At 33.4% G+C, this 21,375-nt stretch carries 12 protein-coding genes and 1 pseudogene; 5 read left to right on the plus strand and 8 right to left on the minus strand.

From position 1 onward, the window contains the following. Positions 1 to 452 precede the first annotated feature (452 nt). From ACXAGJ_RS22915 to ACXAGJ_RS22925, 3 genes are all read left to right on the plus strand, one after another. Positions 453 to 5,936, plus strand: coding sequence for an Ig-like domain-containing protein (locus ACXAGJ_RS22915; protein WP_474843295.1), 5,484 nt, complete (start codon positions 453 to 455; stop codon positions 5,934 to 5,936). Positions 5,937 to 6,100: 164 nt separating this feature from the next. Continuing rightward, the gene (locus ACXAGJ_RS22920; RefSeq protein ID WP_474843297.1) at positions 6,101 to 6,355 is read left to right on the plus strand and encodes a transposase; all 255 of its coding nucleotides are present in this window, start codon (positions 6,101 to 6,103) and stop codon (positions 6,353 to 6,355) included. A gap of 9 nt (positions 6,356 to 6,364) precedes the next feature. Continuing rightward, positions 6,365 to 7,237, plus strand: a complete 873-nt coding sequence (locus ACXAGJ_RS22925) for an IS3 family transposase (protein WP_474843366.1) — start codon at positions 6,365 to 6,367, stop codon at positions 7,235 to 7,237. Positions 7,238 to 7,514: 277 nt separating this feature from the next. Here ACXAGJ_RS22925 and ACXAGJ_RS22930 read toward each other — a convergent pair whose 3' ends face one another. Beyond that, positions 7,515 to 9,083, minus strand: coding sequence for a hypothetical protein (locus ACXAGJ_RS22930; RefSeq protein ID WP_474843299.1), 1,569 nt, complete (start codon positions 9,081 to 9,083; stop codon positions 7,515 to 7,517). Between the two features lie 254 nt (positions 9,084 to 9,337). Continuing rightward, on the minus strand, positions 9,338 to 11,134 hold the full coding sequence (locus ACXAGJ_RS22935; protein ID WP_474843301.1) for a M12 family metallopeptidase: 1,797 nt from the start codon (positions 11,132 to 11,134) through the stop codon (positions 9,338 to 9,340). Between the two features lie 863 nt (positions 11,135 to 11,997). On the opposite strand from ACXAGJ_RS22935, the gene ACXAGJ_RS22940 reads away from it, so the two are divergent. Continuing rightward, positions 11,998 to 12,402: a hypothetical protein gene (locus tag ACXAGJ_RS22940; RefSeq protein WP_474843303.1), complete on the plus strand. Its 405-nt coding sequence runs from the start codon at positions 11,998 to 12,000 to the stop codon at positions 12,400 to 12,402. A gap of 177 nt (positions 12,403 to 12,579) precedes the next feature. Here ACXAGJ_RS22940 and ACXAGJ_RS22945 read toward each other — a convergent pair whose 3' ends face one another. The 6 genes and pseudogenes from ACXAGJ_RS22945 to ACXAGJ_RS22970 all read right to left on the minus strand — a co-directional run bounded on the left by ACXAGJ_RS22945 (position 12,580) and on the right by ACXAGJ_RS22970 (position 19,865). Next, positions 12,580 to 13,215, minus strand: coding sequence for a hypothetical protein (locus ACXAGJ_RS22945; protein WP_474843305.1), 636 nt, complete (start codon positions 13,213 to 13,215; stop codon positions 12,580 to 12,582). A 194-nt stretch (positions 13,216 to 13,409) separates the two neighbouring features. Beyond that, the gene (locus tag ACXAGJ_RS22950; RefSeq protein ID WP_474843307.1) at positions 13,410 to 13,904 is read right to left on the minus strand and encodes a hypothetical protein; all 495 of its coding nucleotides are present in this window, start codon (positions 13,902 to 13,904) and stop codon (positions 13,410 to 13,412) included. A 349-nt stretch (positions 13,905 to 14,253) separates the two neighbouring features. Then, positions 14,254 to 16,482, minus strand: a complete 2,229-nt coding sequence (locus ACXAGJ_RS22955) for a GMC oxidoreductase (RefSeq protein WP_474843309.1) — start codon at positions 16,480 to 16,482, stop codon at positions 14,254 to 14,256. Positions 16,483 to 17,033: 551 nt separating this feature from the next. After that, positions 17,034 to 17,507 carry a sporulation protein gene (locus ACXAGJ_RS22960; RefSeq protein ID WP_474843311.1) on the minus strand — a complete coding sequence of 158 codons (474 nt, stop codon included), beginning with the start codon at positions 17,505 to 17,507 and terminating at the stop codon, positions 17,034 to 17,036. A 49-nt stretch (positions 17,508 to 17,556) separates the two neighbouring features. Then, positions 17,557 to 18,441 (minus strand): annotated as a pseudogene (locus ACXAGJ_RS22965) (IS982 family transposase). 176 nt (positions 18,442 to 18,617) lie between these two features. Continuing rightward, on the minus strand, positions 18,618 to 19,865 hold the full coding sequence (locus ACXAGJ_RS22970) for a hypothetical protein (RefSeq protein WP_474843313.1): 1,248 nt from the start codon (positions 19,863 to 19,865) through the stop codon (positions 18,618 to 18,620). A 431-nt stretch (positions 19,866 to 20,296) separates the two neighbouring features. Here ACXAGJ_RS22970 and ACXAGJ_RS22975 point away from each other — a divergent pair, with 431 nt between their 5' ends. After that, on the plus strand, positions 20,297 to 21,367 hold the full coding sequence (locus ACXAGJ_RS22975) for a matrixin family metalloprotease (RefSeq protein WP_474843315.1): 1,071 nt from the start codon (positions 20,297 to 20,299) through the stop codon (positions 21,365 to 21,367). The last annotated feature ends 8 nt before the right edge of the window (positions 21,368 to 21,375 follow it).

Below are 21,375 nucleotides of genomic sequence, written 5' to 3' on the forward strand. Positions count from 1 at the left end.
GAAAAAAACTTAACTAAATACTTCAAAACAGTACAACTTGTTTTGAGCATAATCTATCAAAACAACACCAAAATAAGCAGTTTTAAGATGTAGAAACATCTTAAAACAGTTGAAATTATTGCTATAAAAAACCATAATATCGTCTTAAATTTCATCAAATTGCAAATAAAAACTAGTTTTTTAGACAAACTGATATTAAAGTTATAACCTAACTAACTAGCTGTCTTAGAAATGATCAGTACTGCAAGATTACATGTAGAGAATGTGAGTAAATAAGTGTCGTTTGTTTTTTGAACATATAAAAAATTCTTGTTGATCACAAACTCAAACGTTTGAGTTACAAATTCAGTTTTAAAATAGCAGCAGAAAAAGTATAAGTTTAACATGTTTATATTAAAACATTCTTAATCATATGATTAAAACTTAACAAAGCAAGCAAACTCAACATTATAATGAAATCACAAATTCTTAAGTACATCCTGTTGACACTTACAGGTGTGCTATTACAAAGCAAAATAGCTGCACAAGGCTTACCCAATAATACTTGGCCTGCGGGCACATTAATTACTACTATGAATGACGGTGGTAGAATATCAACTTTTCATCGAGGTCATCTGATACTCAATGGAGAAACAGGCAACACTACAACTATTTATGATATTTCAAATCTTCCTGATTTGAATAGAGTACGACTTATAAATGAAAGCGGTAATGGCCATCGATGGTGGAAATTTGGGGATGTCTACAATCGGGAATATGCCTCAAATATGGGAGTTGGTACATCATGGGTTGATTTAAGTGATCCCGTCAATCCTTCTGCAGCTCCTTCTGCTTTTTTCGATCAATTTGATAACGGTCTTGAAACGTTTCCTTATAGGATAGAAAATAGTGGGCTTAGGGATGTTAGAAGTGGTCAATTTTACAGTGGAGGTCTTCCTGATGATGGAATAACAGCTCTAAATTCAATAACAATAGGGAATTATCTTTTTAATACTCCTGGAGATGGAGGACAATCTGGTGTTGCCTCTTATGACATTTCTGATCCAGAGAATCCAATTTTACTTGATGTTTTTCCTGGAATACTTCAATACACCACTTTTATGGCTGTTTGGAGGAACAATTTAGTCTTCATGACTGGTAACAGCAATAATTTAGGAGGTAATAATATGGTGGTTTTGGACATTAGTGACCCAACAAATTTAAAGTTTGCTTGGGGCCTACCTGATGGTCCAGCTCGTGGTCGCTATGTGTTTTTTCAGGATGAGTTTGCCTTTTGTGGACGTTTTACCGAGGGGCGAAAAATTAATATGGAGACCAGAGAAGTTGTGCAAACTTTTAGTAATGCAGGAGGTAATGGTTTGTTTATGGGAGATTTTCAATGGATTCCCTTAGGTCATATACTACAAGTAAGCTCAGGAGAAGCAAATGGTCAAAACACTTTCTTCTTTTCGCATCAAGATGAATTAGATACTAGAGCACCAACTGTTGGTCATCACTTCCCTTTGAATAATTCAACTAATCAGCATGTATTGACCAAAATTGGAATTGTAATTAATGAGACCTTACAAGACCATTTAATCAATGATCAAACTATTACAGTTGTGCCATGTAATGGAGATCCAATTTCGGGAACTGTACAAAGTTCACAAATGAACGTTATTCAATGGGTTCCTGATCAACCATTAGAAGAAAACACTACTTATGTAGTTACGGTAACTTCTGGTATTCTAGATGTAGCCGGTAATCCTATGGAAGAATATAGTTTTTCTTTCTCAACAGGAAGTACAGTAGATCTTGCCTGCGAATCGGATACAACTCCAGAAAATCAATTACCTTCAATTGACTCAATACTTTCAAACCCTATATCCCCTATTATAACTGGTACAGAAGTCACTTTTACCGCAGACGCAAGTGATCCTGATGAGGATGATGTTTTGGAATATAGGTTTGATTTTGGAGATGGAAGTACTCAAACCACTTGGTCTATTGCAAATTCAGCAGGACATATCTATGACACACCAGGAAATTATTTGGTACAAGTACAAGTAAGAGATAATGCAGAAGAATTGGTTGCTGATGTATTAAACATAGTAGTAGTAACAGACTTCCCAGATAATAGACCGACTCAAAGTGGTCCTATTGTGGTTGATGAAGAAAATAGAAAAGTCTGGATTGCAAACCCAGACAATAACTCTGTAACCGCTATAGATGCCGACAATTTGAATGTAATAGGAGAATTTACTGTTGGAAATGACCCCGTAGGTATTGCACAAGATGCTGAAGGTAATATTTGGGTAGCTTCACGGGACGCAGGAAACATAACTGTATTAAATGAGACTAGTGGAGATATTTTATCAACGATAGACCTTGGACGAGGTTCACAACCATATGCGCTGGTAAGTGACCCTGAAGGAGAATTCATCTATGCTTCACTATTTGCTTCAGGAAATGTAGTTAAGATAAGTACAACAACAAAAAACATCGTAAATCAATTGGATGTCTTTGCAAATCCAAGAGCAATGGCTATTACTTCAGATGGATCAAAATTATTTGTGACTCAGTTTATTACTGAGAACAATACTGGCAAGATTGCTAGAATTAATCTTGATACTTTTACTCTTGACTCAAATGTAGAAATTGCTGCAGACACTACTTCGCCTAATTCTGGCTCAGCAGGTCGAGGTATTGCAAATTACTTAGGAGGTATTGCTATACATCCTAATAACGAAATAGCTTGGTTTGGTGGTAAAAAAGATAATGTTTTTGGAGGATCATTTATTTCTGGTGAGGATTTGACTTTTGAGTCCACTATCAGAACAATTATTTCTAGTTTCAACATCAATACTGGTCAAGAGAATTTAGATGTAAGAGTGGATATAGATAATCATAATCTACCTACAGGGATAACAATTGATCCATTAGGAAACTTTGCCTTTGTTACTATGTTGACTAATAACAGAGTAGTGGTTATTGATGTAAATACTGGATTAGAGGTGGCTCGTGCAGATGTTGGTTTTGCGCCTAGTGGTTTAGTAATCGATACCGCTACTAATCGTTTGTTTGTAAAGAATTTTTTAAGTAGAAGTGTTCATATATTTGATGCTAATCAATTGATTACAACAGGTACTCAATCATTACCATTGATTGCAGAAGTTAGTACTGTATCCTCAGAGTTATTAAACCCGCAAGTTCTTTTGGGGAAACAAATATTTTACAACGCACGTGATTCAAGAATGACTAATCTTGAGAACTCAGATGCTGGTTATATTAGTTGTGCTTCGTGTCACATTGATGGAACTCAGGATGGCCAAGTCTGGGATTTTACGCAACGTGGTGAAGGGCTTCGAAACACCATATCGCTAAGAGGTAGAGCAGGAACTGGTCATGGAAATATACATTGGACTGGTAATTTTGATGAAATACATGATTTTGAGAATGATATACGATTTTCCTTTGGAGGTAAGGGATTCATGACCGATCAAGCTTTTTATTCAGAAAACAGGGATATCCCTCTGGGAAATCAGAAAGCAGGGCAATCAGCAGAACTTGATGCATTAGCTGCTTATATAGAATCATTAGACACTTTTGACGAAAGTCCTAATAAAAACAATGGTTCTTTGACACCTCAAGCCATTCAAGGTCGTAATTTATTTAATTCACTACAATGTGCGAACTGTCATAGTGGTGCTTCTTTTACAAACTCGAAAACTGGACTTTTACACGATATCGGAACCCTTACAACGGGTAGTGGACAACGTATGGGAAGAACTCTACACGGTTTGGATGTTCCTACCCTCTTGGATGTATGGGCTACACCTCCATATTTACACGATGGAAGTGAAGCTTCAATCCAGCGCGCTATTTCTAGACACGAGATAGCTTCTAATTTGTCACAAGAACAACTACAGCAATTAGAAGAATATCTACTCCAATTAGATGGTTCCGAACCAATTGCTGCCAATGGAATATCCTTCGAACTTCAGGTAGCTTCTCAATCAACATTAGGAGAAACTATTTCTCTATCTGTTTCAACAGACATTCCTAATATTACAGAAGTAATATATTATGTAGACGATCAGGTTATAGGAAGTGCTACTACTGCCCCATTTACAGTTAATTTTATTCCTCAAGAAGTAAATAACTATTGTGTTTTTGTTAAAGCCTTGCATGATGGCATGGCAACGATAAGTAAAGATCAAACATTATCTATTGTAGCATCAGGTAATGATGAATCGGACTCAAATGAATTGTTACTTACTTTGCAGGGTGAAGATTTTAGTGATGTTCAAGATGGTACTTTTGGTAATTATATTCTAGGCTTTACAGGAACTGGGTTTCTAGATATGGGAGGTAATAATAGTTTTGGTGAGTGGCAATTTGAAAGCGAAGGTAATGGCTCAGGTTCGTTAAATATTATCTATAATAATGCTTTTGCTAGTAGTCGTTCTGCAGATCTGATACTCAACGGGACATTTATTCAGGAGATTTCTTTTAACAGCCAAGGCAATTGTTATGGTTGGCAATCTGTACAAATAGATAATATCGATATTAGATCTGGTATAAATACCATAAGGATAAGAACTAGTTCGGTTTTTGGAGGTGTTGATATTGATTATATTGAAATAGCTTTGCCAAATATTAATACTAGAGAATTTAGTCTTGAAGGAGAGGAATTTGTACAACAAAATGGTTGTTTCATAGGAACGCATATAAGTGGATTTAGTGGTACAGGATTTTTAGATTATGGTGGGGATGGTAGTTTTGGTGAATGGCAGTTTGATAATCCAGCTTCTGGATCAGGCTCTATTGAGATTGTTTTTGGTAACGGTAGCGATGTTGACCGGTCAGCAACTATTGAAATAAATGGTCAAGTCATAGAGGATATACCATTTTCTTCAAATGGGAATTGGGAGAATTGGCAGATATATTCTGTAGATGGAGTCAATTTTGTTGAAGGCACAAATACTATTACTATAACCGCTAATAGTACTAATGGAGGACCAAATATAGATATTCTTAATGTTATAGTTGATTCTGAAGCTACAAATTCAGAAACCTATACTCTAACAGTTACTAATGGCTCTGGGAGTGGAGATTATGCTGAAGGAGAGGTCGTGACAATTACAGCTGAAGCTCCATCCGAAGGGCAAATATTTGATCGATGGGTTGGAGACATTAGTACAGTTGCAAATGTAAACGAGCCCAATACTACCGTTGCTATTACCACAAATGACATTAATTTAACAGCTAGCTATAAAAATGTAGAGACTATTCTTACATACAGTTTAGAAGGAGAAGAATTTACTCAGCAAAATGGCGGTTTTATAGGAACTCATATAAGTGGATTTAGTGGCACGGGATTCTTTGATTATGGTGGTAATGGTAGTTATGGAGAGTGGCAATTTACCAGTACTGAAGCTGGTTTAGGGAATATTAATATTATTTATGGTAATGGAGATGTATCGGCACGCCCAGGAACAGTACTGGTAAATGGGCAGTTTGTTAATGATCTACCATTCGCCACTAATGGAGATTGGGCTAATTGGCAGATTTACACGGTTGAAGATGTAAATTTTGTTGAGGGTGTAAATACAATTCGTGTTGTAGCAAATAGCGATGCTGGTGGACCCAATCTGGATCTGTTAGAAATAGAGGTCCAAGTTGATGGTTCAAATCGTTTGTTTGAACGAAATATAAATAGAAGTAAGCAGGTTGTTCTATACCCTAATCCAGTAGAAAATCAGGTAAACATAATCGGTGATGGTATAATTCGTATATCAATTTATTCAATTACAGGAAGACTAATAAAGACAATAAAAGAAGTTAGTGATCGAACTACTTATATTGATCTGTCTACTGTAAATTCAGGAATGTATTTGATAAAAATTAAAATGAAAAATAAAGAAACCTTAATTCGAAAGTTACTTATTCGTTAATTGAATTCTAAATAGTGAAAATTCCGATACTCTATTGTTACATCATCAAGTAAGCTCTTGCTGTTTTCTTACTTTGAAAAGGGACAATAATTCTGAGCGGATCTCTGTAAGTATCCCTAAAATCTGCTACAGTTAGAATTAGAAAATAACTGTAAATTTAGGATATGAGAAAAAGTAGATTAAGCGAAGTACAAATCGTCAAAGTTTTAAAGCAACATGAATTGGGAGTTTCAGTTAAAGAACTCTGTAAAGAGTATGGAGTAAGTGCAGCCACTTTTTACAACTGGAAGAGTAAATATGGAGGTATGGATGCTTCTCAACTTAAAAAGCTCAAAGAAATGGAATCAGAACTTTCCCGGTACAAGCCAGATGTATGCAGAATTAGCCCATCAAAATTATGCTCTAAAAGATTTGATTGAAAAAAAGCTATAAGGTCAACTGACAAGCGAGAGAGTGTAAGTTACCTGATCAGTAAGCATAAGCTCAGTGCACGGATCTCTCGCAAACTTTTACGTTTAAGTACTTCGGTATATTACTACCGCACCAAGCACACTGACGATAGTGAACTTATAGATTTACTGGATCAGTTGGCCGAATCACATCCTACTTATGGATTTAGGAAGCTTTTTAAAATGATACGAAAACAAGGATATATTTATAATCATAAGTGTGTTTACAGAGTATACAAACAAATGGGATTAAACATAAGAAGAAAACGTAAACGACGCATTCCAAAGAGAGTTAAAGAACCATTGACACTTCCCATAAATACCAATATCATATGGAGTATTGATTTTATGCAGGATAGTTTTTTAAATGATAAAAGCTTTAGAACACTTAACATTATAGATGATTTTAACCGAGAGTGTCTTTGGATTACTGCGGATGTATCTATTGCCTCATCAAGAGTTACCAGAGAGTTGGATAAGCTTATTGATTATCGTGGAAAACCAGAATGGGTACGAGTGGATAACAGACCAGAGTTTACCAGTATTCATTTCCAAGATTGGTGTGAGCAAAATGATATCAAAATACGGTATCTCCAACCAGGAAAACCGGTGCAGAATAGTTTTATAGAGCGATTCAATCGAAGTTATAGAGAAGAAATACTCAATGCCTATCTTTTTTCTTCCTTGGAACAAGTGAATATTTTAACCGAAGAATGGATAGAACATTACAACAATAAAAGACCTCACGAGGCTCTGGGTGATCTGACACCCATAGAATTTTCGGCCAAATATGGAAAAGCTAGCTTTTCCTTATTTGAAAACTTAAAGAATAATGAAATTTGTATAAATTAGACCGTAGCTGTTTTAGGGGTACTTACATTTTTTAGAGTCTAGTCATAATCTATTAATATTAGTAAATGTTAGGTAAAACAAAGTGGTTCAAGAATCTATATTTTGTATATGTAATTGTTAAAACTAGAGGGATAAAATATTATGGAATAATAATCAATCAAGTTATTGTTTTATTTATTTTATTTGAGTGAATTAATAAGAATAGTATTAAATTTAATCCAAGGGGTTAGTTCGGTTGAATTCATATCAAAATAATAGGGGTATTTCAAAGTATTGCTTACAATAAAAGTTGTTCTACTCGATGAACCAATTCCATATTAGTTTCATAGAATTCCGAATTGTTATATTTAGAAAAGAACAATTTGGTATACGCTATCATGCTTTTATAATGTCTTAAAATACCGTCACTTATAGGGAAGGGATTTATTTGTAATTGTTCTTCGACCAAAAACAATTGCATGCGATATACATTCTCAAAGATTTTTAGATATATTTCTTCTCTTTCATTTTCTTTTGGTCTGTTATTCCAGTCGTTTCCATATCCTGAAATTACTCCCATAGTAAATCTAGGGTAAGGTTCGTACCATCGGCTCTCAGGATTCACCTTCTTGATAACTGTTGAATAATTTTGATCAATGGTTTTCTTAAGAGCTGCAAACAAACCATGAATGGCGTAGCTTGGATTTTTGTTTTCATTTTCATGCCATTGTAAAGTTCTCGTAAAATACTCGGCATTCTTTGTTGAATTACTTTGATCAGTTCTTTGTAAGGTGCTTTCAAACATCCATCCATTGTAAAACCATTGTGCAGAAATATTTTTCATCTCTTCTTTAACCGTTTGACCGGCTTTCAGTTCAACTGTTGGGATTTCCATTACATGGGCTTTTCTTGTAGCCATTGTTCCTATTTCCCAAACTGCGGGGGGACTATATGTTCTCTTTTGAGAATCAGACCAATCACCTCTAGAAGGGAAAAAAGCAACATTCGGTCGGTCATCAAACATTTCACCATGAATCACTTCTCTTCTAAAAAAATGCTGTGCTATTAAAACGGACAAAAATTTTAATTTGTTAAAACGTGGAGTTTGATTGGTTTGTGAGTGTTCCCCAGTTACTTTTAATAGTTCCTCGGCTTTTTCATACATTTCCAAAAATGCATGATCAGTAGGGTTTTCTATATAATTATCCTGTATCCCATACCATTCATTTTCTTTACCTTCTAATATTAGAGTAGGAGCAAAAGGGAGCCATTCAGCAACGCTTCTGTGTTCTTCACCATGATGAGGATCTTCACTCCATAAATTGAAAGGGATACCTATCGGTAGTTTTTTTACATTAATATCTTTGATTTCATCTCTTTGTTTCTTAGCTTCTTCCAATGTTAACACCGGTGTTGTAGCAAATCTAAACCCCAGATTTACCAGTTGTTTTCCAAAACTGAGATCTCTTTCCATTGGAGTATTTCCAGGTAAGACATAACCTCCAGGTTGAAAAGGTCTAAATGTTAAAGGGTCTTTTGGAACGATATTATACTTTTCTCTTATCTCATGGATCATATCCACTATGCTTTGAGCCTCTTCCTCGTTTTCAAGATGTGGCATTGCAACCCGTATGATATCTTCATCGGTAAAGTTTAAATAGGCCAAATCCATCCCATCTGGAGCGTGACAGTTTGCACAAGCTGAATTTTCGTCTATTATTCCAGGTTTTCTGAATGCTGCCAAACCTGAACTTATTTCTCCTACAATCGTATCCGTTTGTGAAACATCAACATATTCGTCAAAAGACTCATTGCTACAGGAAATTAAGCATATTGCTACGATTAATAAGGGAAATAATTTTTTCATCGGTAGTTGATATGGGTTAATGTTAATAATTAGCATTTAAAAACAGAACTCAATAACCGATTAATTATTTGTAACGAGAAGTTGTAATTGATGAAGTGTTCTTTTGAATTTATAATTGGTGATTTTGAGTTTTTGAAGTGCATTTTTTTGTTTATGAATTAAATTAAAGACGACATCCCGATAAGGATACCGCCTTTTTATTTAATTGCGATGTGAAATATTGATATCTTGTTATTAGATATCCGAGTTCTGTATTAATTGCCCAAGGATACATATACAGCTCCCTGGCCAAAACCAATTATATCCCCATTATTATCTCCATCAAAATCTCCAGTTGCTCTAATATGATCTTTAACTCTCCATCCTCCTTTTTCATATGTATAATCATTACTTATCCATATTAATGGATTTCCGAAGCTGGAGCCATTAGATTCTGCAATCTCTACTCTGTTTTGCCCAAAGGCGATAATATCTGCATTTCCATCACCGTCATTATCGGCAACAGTAAGAACATGTTTATCTGTTCTCCAACCGTTGGCATAGGTGTAATTGGTAGACCATACTTGTCCAGACTTAAAAGTAATTCCGTCGGATAAAGACACAAATACGGAGTTTTGTCCAAATGCTACAATATCCGCATTATTGTCTCCATTTACGTCTGCCAGAACTCTGGGGTGCTTATCTACTTCCCACCCATGATTTACTGTATAATTATTGGTCCAAACTTTTGCGGGTAAAAAACTACTTCCGTTGGATAAAGAAACGTATACAGCATCTTTGAAGAATCCTACAATATCTGCATTTCCATCTCCATTTACATCGGCTAGTCTTCTTACGTGCTTTGCTATTCTCCATCCACTATTGTAGGTATAGCTTTGGCTCCATTTGGTTGCAGAAGAAAACCCATTACCTGTGGACAAAGAAACATATACAGCATCTTTGAAAAATCCGACGATATCAGCTTTCCCATCTCCATTTACATCAGCTACGGTTCTTGGGTGTTGTTGAGTCCAACCACTGGAAAACGTAAAGCTTTTACTCCATTCTTGTGAAGGAGAAAATACACCTCCATTTGATAATGAAACGAGCACACTGTTTTCTCCAAACCCAACAACATCGTCTAGTCCATCACCATTTACATCTCCCGTTACTCTAGGGTTTCTTTCTACTTTCCAACCACCGGCACCAATAGCATATTCTTTAAGCCAAATATTGTCGTACATGGCTTCAATACCTTTAATATCACCTTCAGAAAGGCCATCTCGTTGAAATTGATAAGTAGAACCGTCTAGTTTTGTAATCGTAGGTTGTCCATTAGCAGAAAAGAAAAATGGTCCGTACATCATAATGCTGTTAAAGTCAAAATCTGTAGTATATTCCTGGCCATCAGTCCCTTGTTGCACATATGTTTGAAAGTTAAATTGATTATGTGGAGGGATATTATTAAAGTTGATAATGATATGTTGGTTTCTGTCTGCTCTGGATTGTTCATGCCATAGACCAACGGCATGACCAATTTCATGAATAGTAGTACCTGTTGTACAACCCGTATCTAGAGTGATATTTTGAATACCTCCTATGCGACCTACAAAAGAAGAGCATCCGTTGCCAGGTCGAAAGTTTACATAGTCACTTTCATTTGTTCTTAATACAAAACGTAAAGTTGTTTTTTCTTCCCAATGTGCTATTGCGTCCGTAACACGTTGTTGATTGGGTAATGCTGGATCAATTACATAAGGAACTATTCCATTGATCCACCGTCTTACTTTATTGGAGCGACCCGCACTTTTTTGTAAGCTTTCGCTAGGGATAAGAATATCTCCTTCAAAAACATAATCATCATTAATTTTTTCAACGATGAATTCCTGTTCTTCGTATAATACCGTTGTAATCTCTCCTAACATATTAGGGTATGCTAATTCTGGAGTTTGTTTCTCCTCTGTATTCAAGTTTTCCAGTTCTTCAAATTGTTCTCCGGTATCATTTTGACAGCTTTGTAATATTCCAAAAGTAATAAGTAGAAGAAACGATTTTAAAAATAAACGTATCATTTTTTTTGTTTTTTTAAAGAGTAATTTAGTTCACTTTTATATAGACTTAAATGCAATTTTCAAAAGTGTATTTTATTGTTTGTGAGTTGGTTATGCTGTTTTTGAGTTCTAAATCGGGTGCAAAATTATGTAGAGTGAAAATGATAGATATCTTGAACTTTGTAAATTGTTAATTTGGATTTTTAGATGGTGTGTTTTGTAAAATAACTTACATGCTGTGGTGAAAAAAACAGAATCTGTTATAAAAAAAAACAAGATTTAAAGTTGAACCATCTTTTTTATTATTCTTCGCTTGTAAATCTGGGAGGAGGTCACTGGCTGTCTTAAAAATGGGGAGTACTATAAAGGAATTACAATCAGAAAAATCGGGAGCAAAGAATTTAATCGATGAATTAAGGAAAATTAAAATAAATGGAAGTAACGTATTATGATCTAAACGAAATAATAGTCATTTTAATTCTGATAAAAATTGCTTAAAACCAAGTATTTAAGTGATTTTTGTTTAAAAAAAAAGTATTTTCACAAAAGAGTCGTATATTATTACTTTTTTAGTTCGAGTGTTGGATTTTTTTCTATCTAATAGATAAAATTAGAAAGTAAAGTTATTTATAAGCTGTATTTTTAGTATGGTTACTATGATTCATTCATAAAGTTTAATAAATACTTAATTGGAATAGTATTAATTAATTAGTTTAATCAAAAACTATTACTCTCTGATTCTCTCCTTTTTTAAGGCACATCTTATTTTTAGTTATTCATAAGATATTGGAGGGTAGGGTAAAAGTGGGTAGAAGCATTTAGTTTTACACTATAACACATTGATTATCTTTTTAATACAAAAACATAAGGATTAGTTTAGCCAAATGGAAACATATTTACAATTACATAAAAAGTACAATTTTATAGACCAATTCTTAAAAGGGATTGGAACATTTTATTTTTACGAAGGTTTTATTATTGGAGAAATGAAAGAAGGGGTTAATGTACAATTAGAAGATTTTGAAGAAATTCTAGATTTGGGTACAGAAATATATGGATCAAAAAGATTTGGGTATATTTCCAACAGGGTAAATTCGTATTCGATAAGTCCTTTAGATCATTTAGCATGTAAAGGGAGTTTTATGAATAATTTTGCTGGTTTTGCGGTAGTTACCTATAGACCTTTAAGTGATACTAATGCAGCCGTAGAAGAAATATTTGTAAAAAAACCTTTTAAAAGATTTAATGATTTTGAAAATGCAATATCCTGGATACAATCTTTACTTTGATATCCACGAGTTGATTACACTAATATCATAGAAAAAGTCAACACTGAACTCATTGTTTGGAGTAGCTGTTTTAGTAGCAATACTCTGTAAAACAAAAAGTGTGAATATTCTTTCTTTATCCTTTGATATAAAAAAAGGTAAAGAAAGAATATTTAACATATAGAATTTTAAATTATCTTATCTAACCTTAGGTCCTTCATATACTAATTTTAAATAATAATTTTCTTTAAAAAAAGCCGGGCCCAAGGTACGTGCAAAATTTTGTCTTGACGAGTGGGTACTTGGTTTAGAACTATCATAATATTTATCATCCCACCATTCTTTCATGACAACAAAAGAGCTTATCCAGGGATTCCCATGCGGAATAAAACTACTATTTATGCCCCATAAAAATTTAGGTCTTAATTTGTCTTCCTGATTACCCATAGCCCCAGTAACATATGGATGATGATCAATAGCACGTTGTCCATAATCGGTTAAAGGGTACAAATAAGCTATTAAATTTGTTGAAGGGTCAAGAATAATTTCTTTTTCTTGTTCTGATATCCAGCTATCATAAAGTATTCCATTTAATCTAAAGTCTGCAAAAATAAGGTCATTAACTTCATGCCAATCCAGGGATAATTCTCCACTTTTAATGTCTACATCTTCCACGTAAACATATTTAATTAGTTGAGATGATTTTGAAGTTATGTTTTCAACAGATGGTGGATCAATTTGTTCATTTATAGAAACGGTATCTTCAATATTGTCTCTTTGACAGGAGGCTACTAAAAAATAACCTATTAGTAACACAAAAAATGAGTTTTTCATAATAATAATTTTGTTTGTTTCGATTAAACGCTTATTTAATAACTAACTATTCGGATGTAGCTCATTAAAATGATGCTTTTGAACTTTTTCATAAATTTATATGTCTTTGTAAATCCTTGTTGATTAAAATTTATAAGTGGTTAGTGCAAATTCTTAAAACACTCTGATGAGTTTGTAATTCGTTTATAGAAAGTTTAAAGGGGGCTTTTAAAGGTGAACATATTAAAAAGAGTAAAAAAGTTAAGAAAATTATAGTTTTTAATATACTCATCCTGAATTAAATACCACTCTTTTTCTTTTTCTTTATCTATTGGTAAAACTGGAGCAAAAGGAAGCCATTCTGCAATGGTTCGATGCTCTTCTCCATGGTGAGGGTCTTCACTCCACCTATTCAACGGAATACCGATCGGAAGACTTTTTACGATTAAATTTAACCACTCATCTCTCTGTGCAAGTGCCTCTTCGATAGTAGTTATTGGAACTGTAGCAAATCTAAACCCTTTATCGACAAGTTGATTCCCAAAGTTTAAATCCCTTTCCATAGGTGAATTACCTGGGAGTACAATTCCCCCAGGTTGAAAAGGCCTGAATTCAAAAGGATCTTTGGGGGTAATGTTGTATTGAGTCCTAAGTCTATTAATTAAAATTACAATGTTTTCAACATCTTCTTCATTTTGTAAATGAGGCATAGCAACTCTTCGTAAATCATTATCTGTAAAATTAATATAAGCCAAATCTAAACCATCAGGAGCATGACAATTAGCACAAGCAGCTCCTTCGTCAATTACCCCTTGTTTTCTAAAAGCCAGCAGACCTTCATCCGTGATATCAGTATCGTTTTTGGTTTCTAAATTTATGTATTCATCGCTATCTTCGTCTTTGCAAGAATATAAAAACAGGATGATTATGCTTAAAAAAAATATTTCATAATTGTAAATAGGTTTTGAAAGTTTTTGTAAAAAGTTCTTTAAAAAGGAATTTGTAATTATTAATTGACCCTTAATTTTGATTTATCTCAAGATTTTAAATTTAATTATTTTATATACTCTTATTGATTTTACCTGTTTTAGAAACACCTCCACTAAATAAAAGAGAGTAAATGTAGTTCCCAGAAGATAAATTTGATACATCTAAAGATATTTTGTTTTGCTTTAGATTAGTTATTGTTTTTTTCTTTACAATCTGACCAGAAAGATTAATTATACTTACATCTACACTTTCGTTTTCATATAGCTCTTTACCTATTTTAAATTCCAGATTATCAGTAAAAGGATTAGGGAAAGCTACTGCTTCTATATTTTGAAGTTTATTGTCATTTCGCTTCCTTACGAAACTACGAATTCCACTTCTAAGCAAATTATCTTTTCTCTCAACCCCAGCATCGGCAAGTATTGCATCTGTAGCTTTTTCACTAATTAAATATATAGGTGTAACAATAAAAAAACCAGGGATCTTAGGAAAAACCGATGCATCTACAACTCTAAGTTTATCGACTCCTCTCACTTTGAAATTACTATCCAAAACATCATATTTATCATCTCCATTTCCTATCTTACAAGTACAAGATGCATGATGCCCCCAAACTTCATTTGCAATAAATTCTGTTAATTCATTTTTATCCGTTAACCCTTCTCCTGGCCAAACTTCTTCTTCTATAGTAAGATTTACTAAGGGCGAACTCATAATATCTCTAACATGATCAACCCCTGCCAATAATGCATCCATGTCGCCATCTTTAATATTTTCGCCGTCCGAAAAATATTTAAAATTAATATCAGGAGTAGACCTTGGATCTTTGTTTTTAATGTTTACTTCTCCTGTATTATTGGTATGCCCTTTCAGAATTGCCCAAGTAAGTTTATCTTTTGAAGTTACTATAGCATTACTATATCCAGGAGCATATCCTCTAAAATCGGTAGTTAAACAAAAATTAAACAAGTCCGGATCTGGTAAATCAGGATTGCTACGAATAATATTTGCAGAAATTGCTCCATTACCCGTATAGGCTCCAGAGGCATCATTATTATAGTCATTAAGACATTGATCGCTTTCGTCTTGAGAAAAAGTACAGTCACTAAGTATTCTTCCCTTAAGTTCATATACTACTCCTAGTTCATATCTATCTTGAAGATTTTTACCTACTCCAGGTAAATCCACTACTGTATCTATGCCATTTTTACTTAAAAAATCGGTATCTCCTATCCCAGATAATTGTAAAATTTGTGGAGTGTTAAATGCTCCTGCAGAAAGGATAATTTCTCTACTGGCTTGAACAAAAACAGGATCATTAACCGGTTTATCTTCATTAAAATCAGGATCGGCCTCATATAGTCCTTTACCTTTGATATATTCCACACCGATTGCTTCATTGTTTTCATTGAAAACTACCTTTTGAACCAATGCATCGGTAATTATCGTAAGGTTCTCAGGATACTTTTCTGCTGTATCCAATAAAAACTCTCTTACTGCATGTCGCTGAGATTTTTGATCCATACATTGGGGAACAAGTATTGCTCCTTCTGCACCTTGTTCGAAAGAACGTTGATTAACATCAAATGACTTTTCATTAAATAATAAATCCGTAATATTACGCCCATGCTTTGCTAGATTGGACAAAATAACACCACCAGTAGCGGCATTATCTAATAAAGTATTAATATTAAAATTATTATAATTTGTTGGTAACCAACCGTCAACTCCATGGCCTTCTGCAAGTGCTTCATCTTCTCTCAAATATTCACAGTTTTCGAGATAAGTAAGATACTTCCTCATGTTAGGTGCTCTCCAGGAATGATCACCCGTTAGATCTGCTATATATTCAAAATCACTTGCATGTGGATATACTGTGATAAGAGCATTAACCGCAGTAGATCCACCAATAGTAGCTCCTCTAGGATATAAAATTCCTTTATTAGGAACATATTTGCTATCTAAAGTAGCTCGCTCTCCCGAATAATGTTTTACATAATAACTCCAAGATAAATCTTTATCCTCTGAAGCAAAAGTATGATAAGCAGGAATTCTATAGGTATCTGTTTTAGGATCTTTGGAACCAGCTTCTAATACAAGTACTTTAAACCCGTGTCTTGCCAAATTTGAGGCCAAAGGCCCTCCTCCAGCTCCTGACCCTACCACTATATAATCATATCCTTGATTCTTGTTTGAATTAGTTTCTGATTTCATAACGTGTGGCAGAACCGCCATTGAAACTCCTGCTATCGACGTTTTTTTTGCGAATTGACGGCGCGAAATCTTTTTTTTGTTCATAACATTTAGGTTTTAAGGTTATTATAACACAAGAATACTGTGTAAGAAATTTTAAATTAATCAATTTCATTTTAAAGCATTGGACACCATCAATCATCAATCAATTGTAGCTTACTAATTAACATAGCCCTTAACAACAATTGATTACATTTTTAAAGTGTAGTTTAACCACTGACTAAATACTAAATAAAAAGATTAGAGTAAGGTTATTGCCATAATGTATTGTTAAAAAAATTAACATTTAATCTGAGTATTTAACTATTTTTAATAATTCAGAAAAAGCTCTATAGAGAATTCTAAGCTCATTTTATCATCTAAGGAGATAGGGTAAAATATTTTGATTACATTCTTTATCATAATAAGAATGTAATCATCTAAGTCATTTTTAAAATTCATGATCTATATTTAACATTTTAAAGCGCTTTCCATAATTAGATATGGTTAAGTTTAAATTAGAGAGCTTCCAAGAAAGTGGGACTTCATCCAGGGTTTAACCTACATACCTATCTTCTGATTATTAGTTTTCAATTAAGGCATCCTTAATAATTCTATTAAACAAGTCTTATTTCTCGCTTTTCTTCCATAGGATCTAAAAAAGCACTATTTACAACCACATCTACTACAACAAAATATTTTGATTGCTCATTACTTACAAAAGATCCTAATTGACCAAATACGCCTAAAGCTCCTCCTTTTTCTTTTAATTCTTCATTATTAGATTTTAACAGCTCAAAAGGTAAATCAAAGGAAATTTCCCTTTGTTCACCGGTTTTAATTATGAAACTATTGCGCTGTTCAATCTTTCCGATTTCTAACTTATGCGTTTTCTTTTTATTTCCTCTTCCTATAGTTAATTCTTCTACTAACTTTACAGAATAAGAAACAACATCTTGATCACTTTTCGTCGTAAAATGAATCTTCCCATTAATTACATAGTCACTTTTTTTAACTTCTTCAGGTATTGTTATCGATAATTTAACCCCGCCAATACTTAATCTGTTTTTGATTTTCTCAAAAAAACTCATTGTGTTTAGTGTTTATTTATTATTTAAATTTTAATAACCCGTAATGCATTTAGTTTAGGTTAACTTTTAAATTGTCAATATTTCGATTGAATACAAATTTGTTAATGTATTGTATAACGGTCATTGTAGTTACCTTAATCAATATTCTGGTTTTAAACCCTTCGAATGATTTGGCATAATTTCTTCGTATCATAAATTGGTCGCATAGTTGTAAAAAAAGAGTTTCAATTCGTTTTCTAGCTTTTCAAAAAACGTACGATTGTTTTTTATAGATAATTCGATCTGCTCTCATAGGAGTGTCTAGATTGATCTTACAAGTCTCAAATAAATCGAGTTGTATCTCTGCAGAGGTATACCCTCTGTCACCAATTGGTGTTCAATTGCTGAGTTGATGGTGAACATCTTTTAAATAGTTGACAGCATGTGCATGTACAGAAACTGGACTTATATCTAAACTCCTAAATACTCCATTTACTGAACATACTGCGTGTAATTTAGATCAATAATAATTAGAAATGTGAGGCGCAATACCCTTTGTCCGGACTTATGTATGGACACTATACTTCTTTACAAATTTCGATCGTGAACTTTTGGATAATTTAAACACCGCACCTCTAAAGGCATGCTATCAACAATAAAGTAGTTTTCAAACTCATTGAATAACTGCGCTCTAATATGCTCCAAAAAAGCAAATAGTTTTAGCGTTCTTAGGTTATAGACACTTCGCGTTCTATTTTAGAACTCAAACTCTCCGGCAATATGCTGAAAAGCTGATATTCGATGCCAATACTCATATACTCTTCAATTAAATTAAAAACTATCAACTCTTTATCAGATAATTTGGAAGTACGAATTTGATACAAATAGTTCATTTTAGGCTCTACAATATTGAAAACTTTAAAATTTCCTTGTACTTTGTTCCAAAGTTGTGCATTTGGCTTGTTTTATGGTCAAAACAATTTACTGGTATTCAGCAATATGCATAACTTTTTCTAAATACACTATGAGTTTTAATAGTAAATATGAGCTTGATATATAAATCTAGTATTCGAAAAAGAATTTGTTCTTTATCAATAAATAAATTACATATCGTAGTTCCCAATTCAATAGTTATATTCCTTCAATAAATATAGTACCACTCTGTGTTCTAACCATCGCATCACTTTGTTGATTCACAATTCGTGTTACTACATGAAATTTTTGATTTCTATCATTATCATCTATTTTATATGAGTAACGATAACGATCACTTTTATTAAAAGTAGATGTATCAGATTGTATCAATTCTAAATTTTGATTTTCATCAATATTATATATATAGGTTTCTGCAAAGCAATTGCAAAACTCCCCTGCTTCTTGAATAAAAAACTCAACATCTATGTTTGCCTGATTTGCTCTATTTGATATGCGTATTTCATTGCTAAATGGTGTTGGTCTATTTCCTAAAATATCCAGAGAATAGATTCCTTTGGTAGAAATGATTCTGTCTTTGGTAAGCTTATCATAAGTTGTGAAATCACCTAATTCAGTTTCATAATTTATTTCCGAACTAACATAGTCGAATATTGACTGTACGCTTGTTGATGGATTTATGAAAGGATTAACTGATTTTGTTGTAGGAATATATGTGTCTCCTGTTCCCTCAATTAAGATAGGGTTTGAGTGAATATCTAATAAGGTTTCATAAGGTGATGTATTTGAATCTGGAGCTGTACTTTTAACTCTTAATCTGGAAACTATAGTGTATATTCGATCCCTTTCATCTCCTTCAAAAACAAAAGAAGTGATATTACTATTAGTTGATGTATCCAAAGAATTGACTTCTCTCGATACCATTACCCAATCAGATTCTTCAAAATCCCAGTAATAAACTACCGCAATGATTTGATATGTTCCTAAATCTATTTCACTTGTAATTTCTACAGTAGATTGGTTATACCCACTTGTAATTTCCATTAAATAAGCAAAATTATCTTCTGCCGCTCCTCTATAATCGATAAGTCCTTCGGTTAAAACTTTTTTTTCAATTGATGAATTACGCCAGTCTTGAACGGTGCTCCCAACTTCTGTTTCGAAAAAAAAATCCATAGTAGTATAAGGTGTATATTCTGTCAATGTTGGCAATTGACCATTTGGCGTACCCACCTCTGCTACAGTTAAGTATGGAAATTCATTTTCGCTTCTTTTTTTCATTCTTATTACTTCGGAAGATAAAATTTTCACATTTGGTTTAGGAAAAGTCTCTTCAATTTGAAGTAAATTATTTTGTCTTGATTTCTCTTCAAAAAAATTAGCATCATCATTTTGACATCCAACCAGTGCTGCCAAAAGCATAGTAATTAAAATTAATTTTTTCATTATTTCAGGTTTTAAAAATTCGACCGCAAAATTACAACTTGCAAGTGTTATGGATCTTCTCGATTTGCAAAAAGCCATTTTTGGTTTGTGAACAACCTTCTGAAAGAACAAAATGCATTTTAAACCTAAATTACTGCGCTATAAAAAATCAAGAAAATCGAATATCCTTTTTACTAACAATCGTATAATTCTGAAGGCTTCCCTATTTTTGCTAGTACCAGTCTATCAAATTAGTTTTCACTCAAAATATCTTCGGTTGAGTTTGTAAACAAATTCGTTTAGATAGAGTTGCAGACCTATTTCAAATCAAAACCACCAATCAAGAAATCGGCACTACAAATAATCAATTTGTGGTTGTATACAGATCTAATTATTCGGTAATTCACCACTTACATTCACACAAATTTATAATTAATTAATTTTTGTTTATTATGAAAACACAAAATCAGCTTATAGTTAGTTTAAATAGTCTTATCTCTATTTTATGGATAATTAGTTTATCTCTCCTTATTAGTTTGTTTGTATCTTGTTCTAGTGATTTTGTTGAAGCTATTGAATCTAATGGTGCAAAACAGTCAATTGCTAGACACCAACTTAATCCAGAAGGTGTACAATGGGCTATTCAAAATGTAAACAGTTTAGAAGAATTATTCGAAATAGATTTTGGTGGAGCCAGAATTGGTCAAATAGAATTTTTTAATGCAGTAACCCCCGAAGATATAACTAATCAAACAGGACATGTTGATCAAAGTAGAATTTTTATCAATCCTGCACTTTCACAAAATTTAGCTAGAAATGGATTTAGATTTGTGCCGAGAGATCCCAGAAGAGATGGTCGAGAAAATATAACATATGGCACCGTACCTTTTAATGTGGATAATGGTATAGATTATGATTTTGTATTTGACATAGCTTTTGATATATGGGAACAGACTACAGATTGTAACAATGTTGTAGTAGATAAGGTTCCTCTCAATTTTGCAGAGGTTGGATTGCCTAGTAGGTTCTTGGGTATAGGAGGGCCTCCCAGAGGAGCACAAACAGATATAAATGTACTTGGTTTTGTTCAATCAAGACTGTTTCCAGTTATAGGAAGCGATCCCGAGCGTACATTGGGAGTAGCTCTTACGTTGGCATTTTTTGATGAAAACGGACAACCTACCGATATTAACAATGATGGTAAAATAGACACTAACTCTGTAGAGATTTGGTTTAATGCCGGATTTAACTGGGTAATAGAAACTCCTGTTTCCTTAGAAGAACTTCGTAATGGAACTGCTGATATCGCTCATGTTGCGGTTCATGAGATTGGACATGCTTTTGGACTTGGTCATACAGGAACATTATTATTAGAACAATTTGACAATGGGGATGATCCTCAACTATTTTTTACTCCAAAAAATGTTATGAATGCTGCTTATATAGGTCAAACTAATTCACAGCTTCAGGGCGATGATAATGCTATTTATTGTGAACAATTTAGTGCTTGGCCCAATTGGTAATAAGAACT

This window comes from Aquimarina sp. AWH4_224 (assembly GCF_056160245.1).

Coding starts and splice junctions, on each gene's coding strand:
- ACXAGJ_RS22935 (WP_474843301.1), bottom strand. CDS start 11,134: ATGATACGTTTATTTTTAAAATCGTTTCTTCTACTTATTACTTTTGGA.
- ACXAGJ_RS22940 (WP_474843303.1), top strand. CDS start 11,998: ATGGAAACATATTTACAATTACATAAAAAGTACAATTTTATAGACCAA.
- ACXAGJ_RS22915 (WP_474843295.1), top strand. CDS start 453: ATGAAATCACAAATTCTTAAGTACATCCTGTTGACACTTACAGGTGTG.
- ACXAGJ_RS22960 (WP_474843311.1), bottom strand. CDS start 17,507: ATGAGTTTTTTTGAGAAAATCAAAAACAGATTAAGTATTGGCGGGGTT.
- ACXAGJ_RS22955 (WP_474843309.1), bottom strand. CDS start 16,482: ATGAACAAAAAAAAGATTTCGCGCCGTCAATTCGCAAAAAAAACGTCG.
- ACXAGJ_RS22930 (WP_474843299.1), bottom strand. CDS start 9,083: ATGAAAAAATTATTTCCCTTATTAATCGTAGCAATATGCTTAATTTCC.
- ACXAGJ_RS22970 (WP_474843313.1), bottom strand. CDS start 19,865: ATGAAAAAATTAATTTTAATTACTATGCTTTTGGCAGCACTGGTTGGA.
- ACXAGJ_RS22950 (WP_474843307.1), bottom strand. CDS start 13,904: ATGCCTCATTTACAAAATGAAGAAGATGTTGAAAACATTGTAATTTTA.
- ACXAGJ_RS22975 (WP_474843315.1), top strand. CDS start 20,297: ATGAAAACACAAAATCAGCTTATAGTTAGTTTAAATAGTCTTATCTCT.
- ACXAGJ_RS22945 (WP_474843305.1), bottom strand. CDS start 13,215: ATGAAAAACTCATTTTTTGTGTTACTAATAGGTTATTTTTTAGTAGCC.
- ACXAGJ_RS22920 (WP_474843297.1), top strand. CDS start 6,101: ATGAGAAAAAGTAGATTAAGCGAAGTACAAATCGTCAAAGTTTTAAAG.